Below are 18,579 nucleotides of genomic sequence, written 5' to 3'. Positions count from 1 at the left end.
AAATTCTTTTTCTATCTCCTCTTGGCTCATACCATCTATTTTTTTCTTGAAAGCTGGATTAACCTTAGCTAATTCTGTGGGACTCAAGCCTAGATGATCACTTTTTACTTGGTCATATCTCGCCATAATCAATTTAAGAGCATCCTGACTCATAGTTGCAATAGATACATCAGTATATCCCGTGTTTAAAAAATGTTCATAGGCCTGAATCTTGTCACCATACTTTTCCTCAAGCTCAGCTCGGGACATATCGAATACATCCAGTAGATTCTCACCTTTATCTGTCTTAAGATCTTTATTAAAGTTTGAAATTATTTTCTTCCATTCCGAACGCGGCTTCCCCTTCAGCTTCTCTGCGAGCTTGCCTCGGTAATAGATTTCAGCAGCACCAGATAGTTTCATATCTTTGACCGCCTTGTCTATAGCCTGTTCTTGTGGAGTTCGATAATCACTCTTTGAAATAGTCTGAATCTTTGCCTTTTTGATTTCTTCTACCCAACTCATATTCAAGCCTTCAGTTGAGTAATTACCATCGCTATCCAGCAATATCTGGCTGAGCTGACTTGCTCCCTGAATAGCTAAGCCCAAGACCTGCAGGCTATCTGAGAAATACTGAGAAACCTGAGCCACAAACCATTCTAGTTTATCTATTTTTTCTTGAATTTCTCGAATACCGATATTTAGTTGAGTTTCAACTTCCATTAAAGCAGATGTCTGAGATAAAAGGTCTCCCAGTTTACCTGTCAGCAGAGCTCCTGCATTACGAAAAAAATCTTGATTATCTGCAATCTGCTTTTCTACCTTTTCTAGCTGCTCATTTTTTATTTTCAGCTGTTCCTTCAGTAGATCCAAGTCCAATTCACCATATCCAGCCACCTCGGAATCAGCACTTTTATAGGAAGCAAGCTCTCCCTGAATATCATCAATAGCCTCTTGTAGCTTCTTGATAGCCGGGATGATAATTTCAGTAAATAGGCCTTTACCAGCTGTATAAGCTGCACCTTGAAGTTCACCTGATTCTAAAGAAGCAACCAAGTGATCACAACCACTTGACAGCCGATCTGTGACTTGATTAGCGATTTGCAAATTATTGCCCATTGCTTGGATCAGCTGGGCAGAATCCGTTGCACTATATTTTACTCCCACGGCAGACTATTCCTTTCTTTAATCAGTTTTTCTCGCTCTTCTTCCATAGCATTTCTTGTTTGATGACTGAGCTTTCCCAGTTCATCCATCTGAACATCTACATAGTTCTTGACCTGTTGGTTAAGAGACTGAGTATCCGCTAAATCTCGACTGAGAGTAGTAGCATTTTGCGGGTGGTCATAAAGCAGAGTTTCCATTTGAGTCGTTAAATACTGAAAATCTGTTGCAAAATTCCCCAGAGAATTCTCATATTGACGTTTGAGAAGCATAAATTCATCTTCTTTTTGCTCTACTTGTAAAATTTTCTCATGGAGTTCCTGACGTTCTTTTTCGCTTTTATCTGCCTTCATCTCAACTCTCCCAGCGCTTGGCTTCTTCTATGTCGCGTTTTTCTATTTTAGCAGCAATCTCTGGAATTTTATTGGCCTGGATTAGAACAGCTGAGCTGAAATCACTGACAGCCTGCAACATTTGGTTGCAGGCCTGACGGCCAGCTTCCATCCCAGCAATTCCAGTCGTATAGGAAAATTCAACTTGTTGATTTTGCGCATTACTTGTATCAAGATCAACTAACTCACTGATTGCATCTGATGCCGAAATTGTACTTGACTGTATTTTTCCCATTAGCTTCTTTCCTTTACACAATTTTTTCAGCAATTATACCACATCCAAGGCGAAAGAAGAAGCGTGGACAGGTACCAGTTCGATAAATTTCTACAGCTGTTAGCCTCAATAAAAGTGAACGATAAAAAATAGAGAGTGGGACAGAAATCGGTAATACGTTAGAATTCGATTTCGTCGTCCCACCTCCGCACAGTTGAGTAGGGCTGTAAAAGCTGATGAAATAAGCGTAGTAGAGCCCACTCAACCACTGCGTCTTGCTCGACAATCCAAAGACAATTGAGAGGCTAGGACTTTTGTCCCAGCCTCTAAAAAATTATTTCACAACGATATTAACAAGTTTATTCGGTACGCTAATCACTTTCACGACTTCTTTATCGACGATTTCAGACTTGATTTTCTCATCTGCCAGAGCGATTTGCTGCAGTTCCTCACGGCTCAGATCTTTAGCTACGACTAGCTTAGCACGAACTTTGCCCTTGATTTGAACTACGATTTCGACCTCTGCCTCGACCAGCTTGCTTTCGTCATAAGTTGGCCAAGCTACATAGGAAATGCTCTCATCAGTTTGAGCTACTGCCTGCCAGAGTTCTTCAGCCAAGTGTGGTGCAAAAGGCGCCAGCAATTGAATGAAACCTTTAGCATATTCGACATAGAGTTTTTCTTCCTTGTTGGCTGCATTGACAAAGATCATGAGCTGGGCAATGGCTGTGTTAAACTTGAGCTCCTCAAGTTGCTCTGTGACAGACTTGACTGTTTCATGGTAGACCTTGTCCAAGGCTCCGCTATTTTCAGTGACCAGCTCCTTAGAGTTAAGAAGTCGATAGACCCGATCCAGGAACTTACGGCTGCCTTCAAGACCTTCTTCTGACCAAGCGATAGACGCATCAAGTGGCCCCATGAACATTTCATAAACACGCAGTGTATCGGCACCATATTGCTCCACTACATCGTCTGGGTTGACTACATTCTTCAGAGACTTAGACATTTTAGCAGGCGCTTGCTCTAGTTCTTCTCCCGTTTCGATGTTGAAGAAAGAACCATCGCGTTTTTCTACCTTGTCAGTCGCCACAAGTGCTCCACGGTGATCACGGTAGCTAGTCCCCAGAATCATCCCTTGGTTAAAGAGTTTTTGGAAAGGCTCTTTTGTTGGCACCACTCCGATATCATAAAGAAACTTGTGCCAGAAGCGAGCATAGAGAAGATGGAGTACGGCATGCTCTGCCCCACCAATGTATATGTCAACTGGCAGCCAAGCCTTGAGCAGCTCTTCGTCTGCTAATTTCTCATTGTTATGCGGGTCAATGTAACGCAGGTAGTACCAGCTGGAACCAGCCCATTGAGGCATGGTGTTGGTTTCACGGCGTCCTTTGACACCGTCTTCTCGAGTGACTTCCAGCCAGTCAGTCAGATTAGCCAGAGGACTTTCACCAGTACCAGAAGGACGGATATCCTTGGTTACCGGCAGGACAAGTGGCAGTTCACTTTCTGGAACTGCTGTTGAAGTCCCATCTTCCCAATGAATGATTGGAATCGGCTCACCCCAGTAGCGCTGACGGCTAAAGAGCCAGTCGCGCAGACGATAGGTGACTTTTTCATTTCCGACACCTTCTTTTTCCAGCCAAGCAACCATCTTCTCAATAGCGGCAGCCTTGTCCAAGCTATCTAGGAAGCCAGAGTTAATATGCGGACCGTCTTCTGTATAAGCAGCGTCAGCAACATTGCCACCTTCTAGAACCGGAATAATCTCCAAGTCAAACTGCTTAGCAAACTCCCAGTCGCGCTCATCGTGGGCAGGAACAGCCATGATAGCTCCTGTTCCGTAGCTAGCAAGCACATAGTCGGCAATCCAGATCGGAATTTCCTTGCCGTTGACTGGATTGATAGCATAAGCTCCTGTCCAGACACCGGTCTTCTCCTTAGCCAAATCAGTCCGAGCCAGGTCGGATTTGAGGCTGGCTGCATGTTTGTAGTCTGCAACTGCTTGAGCTTGTTCAGCACTTGTAATGGCATCAACGAGAGCATGCTCAGGAGCCAAAACAGCATAGGTCGCACCAAAAAGGGTGTCCGGACGAGTCGTAAAGACGGTGAAGTCCTTGTCTGTGTCCTTAATCTTGAAGGTTACATTGGCACCGGTTGATTTTCCAATCCAGTTGCGTTGCATGTCCTTGATAGACTCAGGCCAGTCCAGCTCCTCTAAGTCATTGAGCAAACGCTCTGCATAGGCTGTGATTTTCAGCATCCACTGACGCATGGGTTTGCGAACAACTGGATAGCCTCCACGCTCAGATGTTCCGTCAGGAAGGACTTCCTCATTAGCAATAGCCGTTCCCAGCTCTTCAACCCAGTTTACTGGCACTTCTGCTTCATAAGCCAGACCTTTTTCGTAAAGTTGGGTGAAAATCCACTGAGTCCACTTGTAGTAGTTAGGGTCAGTTGTATTGACCTCCCGATCCCAGTCATAAGAGAATCCCAGAGCATTGATTTGGCGCTTGAAGTTGGCAATGTTTTCCGCTGTGAAGTCAGCCGGGTCATTGCCTGTATCCATGGCATATTGTTCAGCTGGCAAACCAAAGGCATCCCAGCCCATAGGATGAAGGACGTTATAGCCCTGAGCCCGCTTGTAGCGGCTGAGGATATCTGTCGCCGTGTAGCCCTCTGGATGCCCTACATGGAGCCCCGCTCCTGATGGGTAAGGAAACATATCCAGCGCATAAAAGTTAGGCTTGTCCTTGTCGGTACCTGTCTTGAATGTATGGTGCTCTGCCCAGTATTTTTGCCACTTAGGCTCGATTTCTCTATGATTGTAAGTACTCATATTTATCTCCAACTATTGTGATGTTTCTATTATACCATTTTCAAAGGATTTTGAAAGATGGAATCCAGTTTTCACCGATAAAAACTATAAGTCATTTCTAAAGCGTTAATCTTTGATTGACCTCCAAAATTAAAAGGTGTATAATTCTGACCGGAGGAATAATCATGAATTTACAAACTATTTTCACTTATGTTTTCTTTGTTATTTTTATTAGCACAGAAATGTGGATTAAAAATAAAACTAAGTCAAACAATGTAAATGATTCTGCAGACAAAGGAAGTCGCTACATCATTATCGGAAGTGTTATTTGCTGTCTTCTATTAATGAATGAACAACTTCTACCTTCTATAGCTCAATTGCCACCTTTTTTGATCTATGTTGGAATCCTCATCTCCCTAGCAGGGTTCGTATTGCGAATCTATGCAGTCAATTATCTCGGAAAAAACTTCACACTGGCCGTTCAAACAACCGATAGTCAACAATTAGTAGACTATGGCCCTTATTCTATTGTGAGAAATCCTGCTTATACTGGCAGTATCTTGTCTATCCTTGGCTATCGATTACTTCACTAAATCCTTTTACAATCATTATCTGTCTTATTTTACTAGTGGTGGGATATAGCATTCGACTTAAAGTAGAAGAAAAAGCCTTAGGTAATCACTTTGGAAAAAATTACGAAGCATATTGCCAAAAGGTTAGATACCGAGTTTTTCCTTACATCTGGTAATCTCACCAAAAAAACAAGCCGCCTTGTCAGCCTTATGGTTGAAAGGCGGCTTGTTTTCTATTTTGCTTTTATTTATCCAAATCCTTGACATATTGGTCGACTGCTAGGATAGCTTGTGCCACATCAGAAGCAGAAATAGCAAACGGCATCTGATGAATTGTCTCACCCTCAATCGTCGCCTGCTTTCCAACTTTCAGTAGATCCTCATAGCTAACATTTTCTAAATGCATTTCTTCTAAACTTGTCGGCATACCAATTCTTTGATAGAAACGTATGTATTTCTCCAATTCCTCTTTCGGCCGATTTTCAAGGAAGAGCTGGGTCAAGGTTCCATAGGCAACTTTTTCGCCGTGGGTCAAGTGGTGAATATCGCCTGAAAGAGCTGTAAAACCATTGTGAATAGCATGGGCTGCTGCCAAACCAGCACTCTCGAAGCCTAATCCACTAAGTAATGTATTTGCTTCAATGATATTTTCTAAAGCCGGCGTGACAACTTGGACTTCACAGGCTGCGATAGCCTGCAAGCCATCTGCAAACAAAATCTCTTCACATTTCTTCGCAATTGCATTTCCTGCTAAAGTCTGCCTGTCCCCCAACATGGTAACACCATTAGCCTGCATAACCGCTCTAGCCTCCACCCAAGTTGCTAATCCATCTGCAATTCCAGAGGCTAATAAACGTTTAGGGGCTTTAGCAATGACAGCTGAGTCAACTAAAACTAAATCTGGATTCTTACTGTAAAAAATATATTTCTCAAATGCTCCCTCATCAGTGTAAATAACTGATAAAGCAGAGGTTGGTGCATCTGTAGAAGCAATGGTCGGCGCAATAACCACTGGCACTTCTAACAGGTCTGCAATGGCTTTCGCACTATCAATGGTCTTACCACCGCCGAGACCAATCACCAAATCAGCCCCATCTTTTTCTGCTAGAGAAACTACTCGATTAATCTCATTATCGGAGGCTTCTCCATTAAATGCAACTCTAAAAACATGGAATCCATAACGTGTTAAATATTTCGAGAAAGCTTCACCAACAATACCATATACCACATCATCACAGAGAAGAACTGGGCGATTCCCCAACTTCAATATCTGCTTGGCATTCTCAAACAGAGCATTTTCTCCTTGAATATAACGAGACGGACTTGCAAATATTCTCATAAGGCACCTCTTTCAATTTGTTATGGGTAAACAATTTATTCTTTGTTAAACATATTCCTGACTATGAATATCGGACCAATCTGTTGCAAAGTCGTCTACCGCCTTAGCAATGGACGGCATGGCAAAGGCTGCTGCAAAAACATCCGGACCTACTGTAACGGCTTGGGCACCATCAGCAAAAGCTCGATTGACTTGGGCAACATTTTTAAAGGAGGCCGCCAATATTTTACTGTCGGAACGATCTCGCTCAATAGCCTGAGCCAGCTGGCTGATGACTGCATCTGAATCAATATTCAGATTTTCCATACGGTTATAGTAAGGAGCAAGATAGTCGGCCTCCGCTTCAATAGCTAATAGCCCTTGAAAGGTTGTATAAATGGCTGTTGCTGTAATCTTGTAGCCTTCTGCTTTGAGAGTTTTGATAGCCGCCAACCCATCTGGTGTGACCGGAATTTTAATGTAGACAGCATCGCCACATTTTTTTCGAATTGTGCTAGCATCTTTCAAGATTCCTTCATAATCCTTGGCAACAACTTGCACATGAATAGACGGGCCTTCCCCTATAATTTCTCGAACGGCGCTAATCCGCTCGAAGAAGTCTATCTTCCCTTCTTTTTTTGCGATGGTCGGATTAGAAGTCACTCCCGCCAAGGGAAGGACTTCCGACCATTTTTTTATCTCCTCTAAATTTAAGGTATCAAGCATGAATTCCATAAATTGGACCTCTTCTACAATGTGTGCTCCGTCCGTCCGATAATATCATCTTGCGTCGCCTTAGAAAGCACATTGAAGAAAGCAGAGTAGCCTGCAACGCGAACAATCAAATCGCGGTGCTTTTCAGGATGCTTCTGTGCATCAATCAAGGTTTCCCTAGAAACGACATTGTATTGGATATGATAGCCATGCAGACGGTTAAAGAATGTACGAAGCAAGGCAATTAGTTTCAGTTTATCTTCCTCTTTAGACAAAGTCTGAGGATTTACTTTTTGATTAAGCAAGACGCCACCAACGATTTCATCCGTCGGCAATTTAGAAACGGATTTCAATACAGAGGTTGGACCGTTCTTATCCATATTGTGAGATGGTGAGCATCCTTCAGCAAGCGGTGTTCCGGCATTGCGGCCATCTGGCGTCGCCAAAGTACCACGACCTTGACCGACATTGGCTGAAATAGAAGATGTTCCTGAGTAGCGGATACCGCCAATTGGACCGCGGCCATAGCGAGTATTTGGATATTTAGCGATTTCATCCACATAAATATCGTAAGCATCTGTCACTAGCTTATCTGCGTAATCATCATCATTACCATATTTTGGTGCATCATGAATCAGCATCTCTTGGATTTCTTTACCACGCTGACCTGCATAGTCCGTTTCAAGTGCATGCCATAGTTCAGCTGGAGTCAGCCTACCCTCCTCAAATACCAGTTTTTTGATAGCCGCCAATGAGTCTGATAGATTGGCAATACCGACTTGAAGACCGGAAATATAGTCATAGACAGCTCCGCCCTCTTTCAAATGCTTACCTCGTCCGATACAGTCATCTGTCAAAGCTGAGCAGAGAATATCCGGCACTTCTCTTTCAAGAGACAGGTCAATAGAATTTTCCACGATGACACTCATGCGGGTCAAGTGGCGCAAGGTCTTGTCCCAAGCCGTTTGCAGCTCAGCAAAACTCTTCATATCTTTAAAGTGACCAAAGCTTGGTGCAAAGCGCTTGCCAGATGCCGGGTCAATTCCATCATTCATAGTGATGAGGAGTACCTTAGGGAAGTTCATGTAGCTCATACCTGTACAACGGTAACCCCATTTACCAGGCACAGCGGTTTCCACACAGCCGATAGCGCTGTAGTCGTATGCATCTTCTTCTAAAACGCCTTTTGCGATAAAGGACGGAATGATGATTTCATCATTATTGAAAGCCGGCATACCGAAACCAAGCTTCATGACTTCAATACACTCATTCATAAAGCGAGCATCTAAGCCTGCATGATAGCGAACGGTCAGATTCGGCTGAGGAAGATGAGTTTGAGCCACAGATTTCAAGACAAGGTAGGAAAGTGGGTTGACTGCATCTCTCTTATCTCTCGTTTGGCCACCGATTGTCACATTTTGATAAAGGGGACTGCCCGCAGATGAGAATGTGTGGGCCTGACTGCGCACTTTATTAATGGTGATCGTCTTAATCCAGAGATTGGTTAAGCGTTCTACAATGCTAGCTTCTGTCTCACGTCCAGCTTCCAGGTCTGCCTTGACATAAGGATACATGTACTGGTCAAAGCGTCCATAAGAGAGTGAATGTCCGTTGGACTCAATCTGAAGAATACACTGGATAAACCAGACAGACTGAACAGCTTCAGCAAAGGTTGATGCTGGCTCATATGGCACTTTAGAACAAATTCTAGCGATTTCTAATAGCTCCTGACGACGCTTAGGCTCTGCTTTTTCAGCCAGTTGTTTGGCCAAGGTGACAAAACGCTCCGCATAAGCTTTCACCGCATTGACTACGATGAAAATCGAATCATAAAAATGGTATTTGTCAATACTAGCCGGGTCGGTTAAATCCAAAGCTTCTTTAGCTGCGCGAGCTTTTTCTTCAAAACCTTTCAGTCCATAAGCCAAGAGTTTCTGATAGTTGACCGCCAAGTGGGCATCCCCAGAGTTCATCTTTCCTTCCATGCCAAAGAAGCCAGTTTCCATATAAACTTGAACTTCCTCTGGGAGTAAAGCGCCAGCTCGAGCACGGAGGTTATTATTTTCCCAGAAAGGAGCGATGCTACGGAGCTGCTCTTTGGTTTCCTCTGTAATATAGAAGACGTCTCCGTCCCGTTTCTCAAAAAGATCTAGTTCATTGAGTACAAACTCTAAAGTATACTCTGGGAAGATAGGCGCGTCTTTGTTAGATGAAGCTTGATTACCAACAATCATCGTTTCATCTTCAATGTAAAGCGTCATATTTTCCAAAATCTCTTGGAGCATGTAAGCACGTTTCAACACATTTGGTTTTTCCTTATGCTTATCATAAGCCTTGGTAGCTAGGACAGCACGCTCTGCGTCAATATAGGGCTTTTTATTCAAAACATCTTCCCGATATTTATTCATTCTCTCTGTCAGACTACCAAAATAGTCTGTTTTTATTGTTGTTCTTTCTACTTCTTTTACTTGGATCATTTTGCCGCATCCTTTCTTATGAAATTATTTTTATTTCTTTCGTAAGTATTGTAACATGCAATATCCAAGAATTCAATCATTTATAGGCTATAATTAAATTAAAGATTATTTGCACATTTGTGCCATCCTATCCTGAAACTTTTATTATCTTTCAACATCAGCTTATTCTTCATTTTTCAATTCATTATTGTAAGCAATGTTGTCCTGAAATTTCACAAACGGGAAGTAAACAAAGGCGGACATGGCTAGAATGACAATTTGAATGACTGCTCCTTGCCAACCAGCAACCATAAAACCTGAAATGATAGCCGGTGTACTCCAAGGCAAAGTCACACCTGCGAATGGTTGCATAAATCCAACTGCAATCGCCATGTATACAATCAAAGCAGCTAAAACTGGAACCAAAACAAAGGGTAGGAACATGACCGGATTCATTACAATCGGAAAACCAAAGACAACTGGTTCATTGACATTGAAGATAGCCGGAAAAGCAGCAACTTTCCCAAGAGCCTTATACTGCTTAGACTTGGCAGCAAAGAGCATGGCTACGACTACTCCAAAAGTGATACCGGATCCTGATAAGATAAGAAAACTATCCAAGAACTGTTGGGTCACAATATGAGCACCTTGGCTAACGGACAGCTTATCTGCAGCAAGTAAAGCCTTATTTGCATCCAGGTTAGACAATAGTAAGGCTGTTACGACGCCATTGACAACGGATTGCCCATGAACACCAAACCACCACAGAAAAGAAATAAAGAATGCAATACCAATAGCTCCATAAAGAGAACCCGTAAGGCCTTGTAGAGGAACCTGAATAACATCATAAATCATCTCAATAAAGGTACCACCACCTGTCGCTAGCTTGGCAACTATATAAACTATCATGGAAAGTAAGAAAATAACGAAAGCTGGAATCATAGCTTCAAACTGCTTAGCAATCGCTTGTGGAACTTGCTCTGGCATTTTAATGACAATATGTTTTTTAATGAAAACAGTATAGATGCTACCAGCCGCTAGACCAATTAGAATTGCTCCTATTATTCCTTGCCCTCCAAACCAAACCTTGCCAATCGCATCTGCAATCGCCTCGCCTTTTTCAGGAACATAGGAGGACTTCAAAAGGATAAAGAAGGAAGATAAAGCCAGTACACCTGCAGGAAGGGGCTCTACACCACTGTTCTTGGCATAAGAATAACCGATTGAAAAACAAGAAATCAGCCCCATAATAGCAAAGGTTCCTGAATAAACCTGCATAAATGGTTCAGTCCAGTCTGACCCAAACACACCAGCAATAGCTTGATTTAGTCCTTCAAACGGTAATTGACCTACAATCAAGAATAGGCTTCCAACAACAGTAAGAGGCAGAATTGCCAACATACCATCTTTTAATGCGATAATTCCACGCATATTAACAAACTTCATTATGGGTGCAATTATTTTTTGTGTATTTATCTTAGACATAACTAAGCTCCTTGATCTTGATACTTATCTAACAAACTCAAAGCGAGATCTAATACTTTTTTGCCATCTAACATACCATAATCAGCCATCGGTATCACTGCAATTGGAGTATGGCAACTGTCGCAGATAGCTTTCGATTTGTCTAGAGTATAAGCAACCTGAGGTCCTAATAAAGCGATATCCAAGTCCGCAGCATAATCAGCCAGCTTAGCCTGTGAGTATGCCTCAATCTCAGCCTCTATCCCTTTTTCGGTTGCAGCTATTTTCATATTATTGACTAACATTCCTGTTGAAAAACCTGCTGCACAAAACAAACCAATTTTGACCATCATTATATCCTCCTAATAAGTTAAGCTTTTTCTTGTAGTTCTTTTCTCAAATCAATGATTTCCTTAATGAGATTAATCTCTGTAATACTGGTCATCAAATGATCTTGAGAATGGACAAATAGTGCTGTGATTTCTGTTTTTGTCCCCCCTGCTTCCTGTGCTAAAAATTGAGTCTGTAAATTGTGAGCCTCAAGCAACGCCTTGTCTGCCAACTCAACTTGTTCATCACACTCTAAAAACTTTCCATCTTTAGCTAGTGATAAAGCCTGATAAATATGTTGCTTGGCATCACCGGCATCTAAAATAAGTCCCATGATAATTTGATCTGCAACAATAACTTCCATAACTTGCTCCTTTTCCAGTCAACTTTTAACAACGTTTATTTGTTTCATATGAAAGCGCTTTTATTATGTTTGTAACTTAAATCTATCACCTTTAAACATATTCGTCAATAATTTATAGCACATTTACTCTTATTTAAATATTTTTGCACATTTGTGCATATTGCTGCAAAAAAAAGAAAGAACTAAATTCTTTCTTTTTTACTATTCTTTTTTCTTTAACCTACTAGGTAAAACTATTATCCCCATCTAAGGATAACACCTTTAATATTGTTTCTTCATCTGTTACTAAATGATTAATATATCCTGCCCGTAAAACTGATAGGATAGCTGTTGCCTTGGCAGACCCATAGGCAAATCCCAAAGCATGCGGTATTTTTTTAAGCTCAGATAGAGAAATAGCGATAGTCCTTTCCTGTAATTCTTCATATACAGGTTCTCCATTTTTATCGAAAAAACGGCAACAAATTTCTCCGACCTCTTCTTCACTTTTTAAAACAGAAAAATCTCGTTCTGTTAACATATCCAGCCACTGACGATTGTTCTCATCTGCAAAACCACCGATTCCTACGACAGCAATATCCAAATCCTGCCAACTCTTTTTGAGATCTTCAAAATACTTTGATGATAAAATTCCTTTTGCTAAATTTTCCTTTTCCTGAATAATAGTCGCATTGATAAAATTACAATCTCCATGACATTTGCTTGCCATATTATAAATCAAAGTATTAACATGGTACCGGGCATGGATGTGACTGGGACCACCAGCTAGTGGAACAAAATGAATATCTTTCAAATGTCGTGGATTTAAATGTTCTACCAACAGGCTGAGACTTTTTCCCCACGAAAAGCCTACATTCATATGATCATCTAATAGAGCTCGAAGTAGATTTGCTGCACTTTGACCTAGCCTTTCTTCTAATTCAGCAGTTGATTCATCAGGCACATTCGCAACTATATCTATACCTTTTAATCCATATTTCTCTTTGACATACTTTTCTAACTGAAACAAGCGAGTATCGAAATTATCTATTTCAATCTTGACAATCCCTTTTTTCTTTGCTTCAGCCAGCATTCGACTAACAGTTGTGCGATAGATTCCTGTTTCTGCTGCAATTTCTGCCTGGCTCTTCTCTTCTATGTAATAAAGATAGGCTAATTTAGCCAGAAGCTTTTTTCTTTCATTTCTCATCATCCGCTCCTTCAAGCCTAAACTTTAACAACTCTAATACTTGCCTTTTCTAATTGCTCAACAGCGACATTTGAAATTCCGGTATCTGTTACAACTTGAGATACCTGCTTAAGTCCGAAACGCTTAACAATCCCTTTTTTCCCAAATTTACTTGAATCAGTAAGAATTACAACTTGGTCGGCCACTTCAGACATATATTGAACGACTTCACTACGCATCAAATCTTTCCCTGTAAACCCAAGTTCTTCATCATAGCCATCTGTTCCTACAAAAGCATATTTAACATGAAAGTAGTGGATCATTTCTTTAAGAAGCGGACCAACAGTCACTTGAGAGTCTTTTTGGAATTCTCCACCTAAAAGAATGATTTTGCACGAATCATAATTCCTAACATAGTCAGCTATAAAGTAGGAATTGGTAACGATTTTTACATTCCTCTTGCTACGGCAAATTTCTTCTGCTAAAAGGGCACAAGTAGATCCTGATTCAATCAAAATTGTTTCATTATCACTAATTAGTTCAGCAGTTTTCTGGGCAATTCTTCGCTTTGTATCGTAATTAAAAGACAATCTGACATTAAGGTCGTCCCCACTATTCAAGACAGCATACCCATGTTCACGACGCAATAAACCTTTTAATTCCAATTTATCTAAGTCTTTCCTAATCGTTACTTTAGAAACTTGTAGCTTCTCAGAAAGTGTATTAACATCAATCTTTTCATATTCAGAGACTAATTTCACAATTTTATCTAAACGTTCCATTTTCATTACCTCACCTATATTTTAACAAAAGATTTTATAAAAATAAATTAAAAAATAGTTTCGTTCGTAATTGTATTTGTTGCGTAAATAAGTTATAATAGTTGTATTAAAAGGAGGGTTGCGTATGGAAACAACAAAAGGAATTATTTTCAATATCCAACATTTCAGTATTCATGATGGCCCCGGAATCCGAACAACAGTTTTCCTCAAGGGTTGCCCACTACGCTGCCCTTGGTGTTCAAACCCAGAATCACAGAGGATGCAGCCTGAACCTATGCTTGATGCTACTACCAAAAAAAACATTACTATGGGAGAAGAAAGAAGTGTTGTTGAGATTATAGATGAAGTATTAAAAGACCGTGATTTTTATGAAGAATCCGGCGGTGGTTTGACCTTATCTGGCGGGGAAATTTTTGCTCAATTTGAATTTGCCAAAGCTATCCTTAAAGCAGCTAAGGAGAAAGGTATTCATACCGCAATAGAAACAACGGCTTTTGTAGAACACGAAAAATTTGTTGATCTCATCCAATATGTTGATTTCATTTATACCGATTTGAAGCATTATAACTCTGTCAACCACCGAAAGATTACTGGTGTTAAAAATGAGTTGATTGTTAAAAATATACATTATGCCTTTACTCATCAAAAGACAATTGTCCTTCGAATTCCAGTAATTCCTAACTTCAATAACTCTCTAGAAGATGCGGAACAGTTTGCAACTCTTTTCAATGAATTATCCATCGATCAAGTCCAACTGCTGCCTTTCCATCAATTTGGAGAAAACAAGTATAAACTACTAGGACGTCGGTATGAAATGGAGGGTACTAAAGCCCTACATCCAGAGGATTTATACGATTATCAGCAGGTTTTTCTAAACCATAACATCAATTGTTATTTCTAAGCAAAAATTCCTTTTCCTAACTATTTTTTATATTATAAACCTTCTCTGATTATACCTCACATCTTGAACTGATTTTTATCCTTAATCAAAGGCTTCTAAATTTATTCGCTGAATCCAAGTTTGAAGAAAACCTCTACTTTGCTATTTCTTCAGCTTGGATTTTATTTTTATAGTAACTTTCTCAAAGGATTTTGAAAGACGCTAAAAATGGAGAATGGGGAAAATCTTTGTTGATTGGCCTTGACTTATCTTTAAAAACAGATAGAATTAAAATTAAATTCATATGAATAAGGGAGAGCTATGATTATGAGAAAGACTTTGTTTCAGATTATTGAGCCCCACCAGCAGGAAAGTTTTATTGAAGAAGCCTACGATATTTTCATGATCTTGGCCATTATTGTCAGCTTAATTCCTCTAACTTCAAAAAGTCATTCAGGAATCTTCATTTGGCTCGATCTTATAACAACGATTATTTTTATCATTGACTATGTGCTCAGGTTCGTCACTGCCGATTATAAATTACAGAAAGGACGGATTTCTTTCCTCCTCTATCCTTTTACTTTCTTAGCTATGGCTGATTTGCTCTGCATATTACCATCACTCTTTTTGTTAAATGACAGTCTGCGTCTGTTTAAAATTTTACGTATGCTTCGTACCTTGCGTATCTTTAAATTTTTCCGCTATTCCAAAAACATTCAGATCTTGACAAATGTCTTAAAAAAACAGAAAGACAGTCTGATTATTGTAGGGGTTTTAGCACTTGGATATATCTTTGTTTCCGCCCTTGTCATTTTCAACGTAGAGCCTAGTACTTTCCCTACCTTCTTTGACGCCCTCTATTGGGCAACGATTTCCCTGACTACGGTTGGATATGGGGACATTTACGCGATATCAACTACCGGAAAAATCATTACAATGATCTCTTCATTTTTAGGAATTGCAATTGTTGCACTCCCCGCTGGTATCATTACAGCTGGCTATATGAAAGAAATCAAAGAACTATAAAACCTGTTTAGGGAACCCTAAACAGGTTTTTTGTATATGCATTCACTTTTCTATAACCTTAGCTGAGGTTTCTTTTATTTCTTAACCTTTTTAATAAAAAATGGAGTGTTAATAGAGCAACAATAATAAGTGAAATATAAATTAGCATGAATTGATTAGAAAGATGAGCCCCACCAGCATTCTGCAATACTATTCCATAAGATTCCTTGTATTCATTTACCACCGAACTTGGAGCATTATCAAATACTTGAGCAATTGAGTTTTTCATCAAAACTTGTTTTAAAAGTGCATTCACTTGTGTCATAGGAAACCAAGTCATAACCTGCTGCAAAGTTTCCCCAACCGATCCGATAGAAAGATAAACTCCTGAAATAAATCCGATAAAGGTACCGACGATTGTACTCAAAGTGGTAAAAGCTGAACCTGTTCGAATAAAGGCTAATACAGGAAGAACAATAGTAGCTGATAAGACTGTTGATAAGCTAACAATTCCAAAAATCTTTAGATAGTCCATAGCCGAATAATCTAGAAGTGAACTAAAACCATTGAAAATCCCAATCGCAAAGACACAAGAGAACATGGTGAGGATCATCCCAAATAGGATTGCAAAAATAGCATAGGATAGTTCAACCTTGAAATTAGAAATGGGACTAACCTTGAAATCTTCACTCAGTTTCTTTTCTTTATCTGAGACCATTACTCCAAACGCTCCTAAAGTACTGGTCATAGAAATAATCGTCGTCAAACCTGATATCAACCAATAGTTTACCATCTTAATCGTATCGCTTGAGGCAGTGTCACTACCTAACGCCTCCTTAATAGCATCAATCTGGATTTGGCCTAGAAAGACTTGATAGACTAAAATTAAGATAATAACTGACAAGAATGACATTAAAAACGCCAAACGATCTCGCGTGTATACTTTCCTATTTCTAGAAATTAGCTCAAACATTCATTTCTCCTCCTGTTTCTTTTAATAGATTCAAATAAGCTGCTTCCAAGTTTGAATATTCCACATTAAATGCTTCAATAATAGACTTATCTTGATTTCCAGAAATAATTTCCATCATTTCTTCAACAGAAACATCTTTAAAAACAATCTCTCTTTCTGACAAAACTTGACTTTTGTTCATAAATTGCGATACCGACAGTGATCTTACAGACTGACCTTCTTTTAAGCGCAAATTCAAGTTAGTTGTCGAATGCTTTTCGATAAAAGTAGCAATATCTCCTGAGTAATAAAGATTACCAGAAATTAAAACATGAAGAATATCACATCCTGCCATCTCTTCTAAATAATGAGTGATGAGAACTACCGTCATATTATCTTTCTTATTCAACTGATTGATGGCATCCCATAAATCATGTCGAGATTGCGGATCTAGACCAGTGGTTGGCTCATCCAGCAATAGAAGTGATGGTTGAGGTAGCAGAGCACGAGCAATATCTACTTTGCGTTTCTGCCCTCCTGATAAACTTCCATATTTTTTATTTTTAATAGATGCAACATCTAGATAGTTTTGTAAATCCCTAATCCTCTCCAAGACCTTAGCCTTAGATAAGCCATACAAGGCACCTCTAGATACCAAATTTTCCTCTACTGTTAAATTTTCATCCAAACGATTGCTTTGAAAAACGATTCCGATATGGCGATAAAAATCTTTTGTGGATAGAGGCCGTCCGTCAACTTCCCAGCTAATATCGCCTGAGCTTTGCTTGAAATTTTGAATAAGGAGATTAAAGAGAGTCGTTTTACCCGCACCATTGGGCCCAAGAAGACCATAGAACTTGCCTTCTTCCAAAACTAAATCAATTCCCTTCAAGGCTTCAAAGGAGCCATAGTTTTTCTTAATATTTTTTAATCTAATTTCCATTTTCCCAAATCCCTTCCTCAAGAAGAAGTAACTTCTTTTTTCTACTCCCACTATTATAAGAGATCAATAAACCGAAGTGTGAGGACATTCATGTCCTATTTAAAAAACTCTATGAGTTCCTAGACTCACAGAGTTCTGTTGCTTATTCATCAATTTTACTATAGCGGCTTATATCCTGCTCCCAGTCCAGTCTCATATTCTCCTTAAGGACATCTTCTGGCAATAGCTCTAGCATTAACTTGACCTTTTGATAGTTGTCCTCAGCTTTTTCGAGATTATTTTCTAAGAAGAGGGCGATTTTCCACTGAAGCGCATAGCTAAATACACGATCTTGAAAGTCGTTTCGCCTCAACATCAGCTCTTCCAGAGCTCGTAATAGTTTAGGTAGTAAGTCATATTCTTGATAATGAGACAAGACGCCTGCAGCAAAAATGATACTGGCCTGGATTTTTTCCAATCCATTGGTCGGATAATCAGCTACTGCTACAAGTAACTTGTTTAGCAAACAAGTAAACTCCTTCTTGTCAAAATCTTTCAAACCAAGCGCCAACAGACGTAAATCAATAATTTCTAGATCCATTTCCGTCAATTTTTCTTTGGCCAAAGCCTGATCCAGATATTCATCTATTAAGCCTTGATCATAGGCAATATTTTCCGTTAAAACCATATCGTTCTTGGCCTGCTTAATCTGAAGATAAAGTTGTTCTTCCTCAGGGAGCTGATCGAAATACTTCCGATAGATTTCCTCGATCATCTCTTCTCTCTGTTGAAGACGTTCTCCATCGCCATAGTGATAAAGCTTTTCCAAGCGATACTTCAATTCAAGATAACCTGATGGCAATTCGAATCGCTCTCTATTTGCTAGCCTATCCAGCGATACTTCCAGTTGCTCAGCAATATAGAGAGCTGTTGCGATGGTAGGCAGAGACTGGCCTTTTTCAATTCGCTGTAGTTGCCGCGTTGTCAAAATGTCTTCTAACCCACAAAATGCCTGACGACTCAAGCCTTTTTCTTCTCTTAGAGATTGAATTTTCTGTCCTAGCTCTTCCTTGAATTCCACATCAGGA

Annotated in this window: 16 protein-coding genes and 2 pseudogenes; 3 read left to right on the top strand and 15 right to left on the bottom strand. The window is 40.0% G+C overall.

All coding sequences use genetic code 11. From position 1 onward, the window contains the following. The 4 genes and pseudogenes from HMPREF3108_RS10800 to leuS form a co-directional block, all read right to left on the bottom strand. Window positions 1-1,146: pseudogene (locus HMPREF3108_RS10800) on the bottom strand (LXG domain-containing protein); the annotation flags it as partial. Continuing rightward, window positions 1,137-1,496 (bottom strand): cingulin, encoded by a 360-nt coding sequence (locus HMPREF3108_RS04220; RefSeq protein WP_070493408.1) that lies wholly within the window; start codon window positions 1,494-1,496, stop codon window positions 1,137-1,139. The gene HMPREF3108_RS04220 and the pseudogene HMPREF3108_RS10800, both read right to left, overlap by 10 nt. Before the next feature lies 1 nt (window position 1,497). After that, window positions 1,498-1,770, bottom strand: a complete 273-nt coding sequence (locus HMPREF3108_RS04215; protein ID WP_045504297.1) for a hypothetical protein — start codon at window positions 1,768-1,770, stop codon at window positions 1,498-1,500. Window positions 1,771-2,083: 313 nt separating this feature from the next. Continuing rightward, the gene (gene leuS / locus HMPREF3108_RS04210) at window positions 2,084-4,585 is read right to left on the bottom strand and encodes a leucine--tRNA ligase (protein WP_070493405.1); all 2,502 of its coding nucleotides are present in this window, start codon (window positions 4,583-4,585) and stop codon (window positions 2,084-2,086) included. 164 nt (window positions 4,586-4,749) lie between these two features. On the opposite strand from leuS, the pseudogene HMPREF3108_RS04205 reads away from it, so the two are divergent. Then, window positions 4,750-5,312: pseudogene (locus tag HMPREF3108_RS04205) on the top strand (isoprenylcysteine carboxylmethyltransferase family protein). Between the two features lie 68 nt (window positions 5,313-5,380). Here the strand turns inward: HMPREF3108_RS04205 and HMPREF3108_RS04200 are convergent. The 8 genes from HMPREF3108_RS04200 to HMPREF3108_RS04165 all read right to left on the bottom strand — a co-directional run bounded on the left by HMPREF3108_RS04200 (window position 5,381) and on the right by HMPREF3108_RS04165 (window position 13,732). Continuing rightward, window positions 5,381-6,475, bottom strand: coding sequence for a glycerol dehydrogenase (locus HMPREF3108_RS04200; protein ID WP_045634086.1), 1,095 nt, complete (start codon window positions 6,473-6,475; stop codon window positions 5,381-5,383). 45 nt (window positions 6,476-6,520) lie between these two features. After that, a complete protein-coding gene (locus HMPREF3108_RS04195) occupies window positions 6,521-7,189 on the bottom strand; it encodes a fructose-6-phosphate aldolase (RefSeq protein ID WP_045634087.1) in 669 nt (222 codons plus the stop codon). A gap of 14 nt (window positions 7,190-7,203) precedes the next feature. Then, a complete protein-coding gene (locus HMPREF3108_RS04190; RefSeq protein WP_045634088.1) occupies window positions 7,204-9,645 on the bottom strand; it encodes a glycyl radical protein in 2,442 nt (813 codons plus the stop codon). A gap of 162 nt (window positions 9,646-9,807) precedes the next feature. Further along, window positions 9,808-11,109, bottom strand: coding sequence for a PTS sugar transporter subunit IIC (locus HMPREF3108_RS04185; RefSeq protein WP_012130824.1), 1,302 nt, complete (start codon window positions 11,107-11,109; stop codon window positions 9,808-9,810). 2 nt (window positions 11,110-11,111) lie between these two features. Beyond that, window positions 11,112-11,438, bottom strand: a complete 327-nt coding sequence (locus tag HMPREF3108_RS04180) for a PTS sugar transporter subunit IIB (RefSeq protein WP_041789902.1) — start codon at window positions 11,436-11,438, stop codon at window positions 11,112-11,114. A gap of 20 nt (window positions 11,439-11,458) precedes the next feature. Continuing rightward, window positions 11,459-11,782: a PTS lactose/cellobiose transporter subunit IIA gene (locus HMPREF3108_RS04175; protein ID WP_012130826.1), complete on the bottom strand. Its 324-nt coding sequence runs from the start codon at window positions 11,780-11,782 to the stop codon at window positions 11,459-11,461. 223 nt (window positions 11,783-12,005) lie between these two features. Then, entirely contained in the window at window positions 12,006-12,971 is a 966-nt protein-coding gene (locus HMPREF3108_RS04170; RefSeq protein ID WP_012130827.1) for a sugar-binding transcriptional regulator, read from the bottom strand. 17 nt (window positions 12,972-12,988) lie between these two features. Beyond that, on the bottom strand, window positions 12,989-13,732 hold the full coding sequence (locus HMPREF3108_RS04165) for a DeoR/GlpR family DNA-binding transcription regulator (RefSeq protein WP_041789904.1): 744 nt from the start codon (window positions 13,730-13,732) through the stop codon (window positions 12,989-12,991). 124 nt (window positions 13,733-13,856) lie between these two features. Here HMPREF3108_RS04165 and HMPREF3108_RS04160 point away from each other — a divergent pair, with 124 nt between their 5' ends. Continuing rightward, on the top strand, window positions 13,857-14,633 hold the full coding sequence (locus HMPREF3108_RS04160) for a glycyl-radical enzyme activating protein (RefSeq protein ID WP_012130829.1): 777 nt from the start codon (window positions 13,857-13,859) through the stop codon (window positions 14,631-14,633). 306 nt (window positions 14,634-14,939) lie between these two features. Continuing rightward, window positions 14,940-15,638 carry an ion transporter gene (locus HMPREF3108_RS04155; RefSeq protein ID WP_012130830.1) on the top strand — a complete coding sequence of 233 codons (699 nt, stop codon included), beginning with the start codon at window positions 14,940-14,942 and terminating at the stop codon, window positions 15,636-15,638. A gap of 58 nt (window positions 15,639-15,696) precedes the next feature. Here HMPREF3108_RS04155 and HMPREF3108_RS04150 read toward each other — a convergent pair whose 3' ends face one another. The 3 genes from HMPREF3108_RS04150 to HMPREF3108_RS04140 all read right to left on the bottom strand — a co-directional run bounded on the left by HMPREF3108_RS04150 (window position 15,697) and on the right by HMPREF3108_RS04140 (window position 18,572). Next, the gene (locus HMPREF3108_RS04150; protein WP_070493402.1) at window positions 15,697-16,590 is read right to left on the bottom strand and encodes an ABC transporter permease; all 894 of its coding nucleotides are present in this window, start codon (window positions 16,588-16,590) and stop codon (window positions 15,697-15,699) included. Further along, window positions 16,583-17,512, bottom strand: coding sequence for an ABC transporter ATP-binding protein (locus tag HMPREF3108_RS04145; RefSeq protein ID WP_045634090.1), 930 nt, complete (start codon window positions 17,510-17,512; stop codon window positions 16,583-16,585). Before HMPREF3108_RS04145 ends, HMPREF3108_RS04150 begins: the two co-directional genes overlap by 8 nt. Before the next feature lie 142 nt (window positions 17,513-17,654). Then, on the bottom strand, window positions 17,655-18,572 hold the full coding sequence (locus HMPREF3108_RS04140; protein WP_061594142.1) for a helix-turn-helix domain-containing protein: 918 nt from the start codon (window positions 18,570-18,572) through the stop codon (window positions 17,655-17,657). Window positions 18,573-18,579 lie beyond the last annotated feature (7 nt).

The sequence above is a fragment of the Streptococcus sp. HMSC10A01 genome, assembly GCF_001807785.1.
Taxonomy (GTDB): Bacteria; Bacillota; Bacilli; order Lactobacillales; family Streptococcaceae; genus Streptococcus; species Streptococcus gordonii.
Note: the sequence above shows the minus strand (reverse complement) of the source record. Positions and strands in the feature narration are given on the sequence as shown.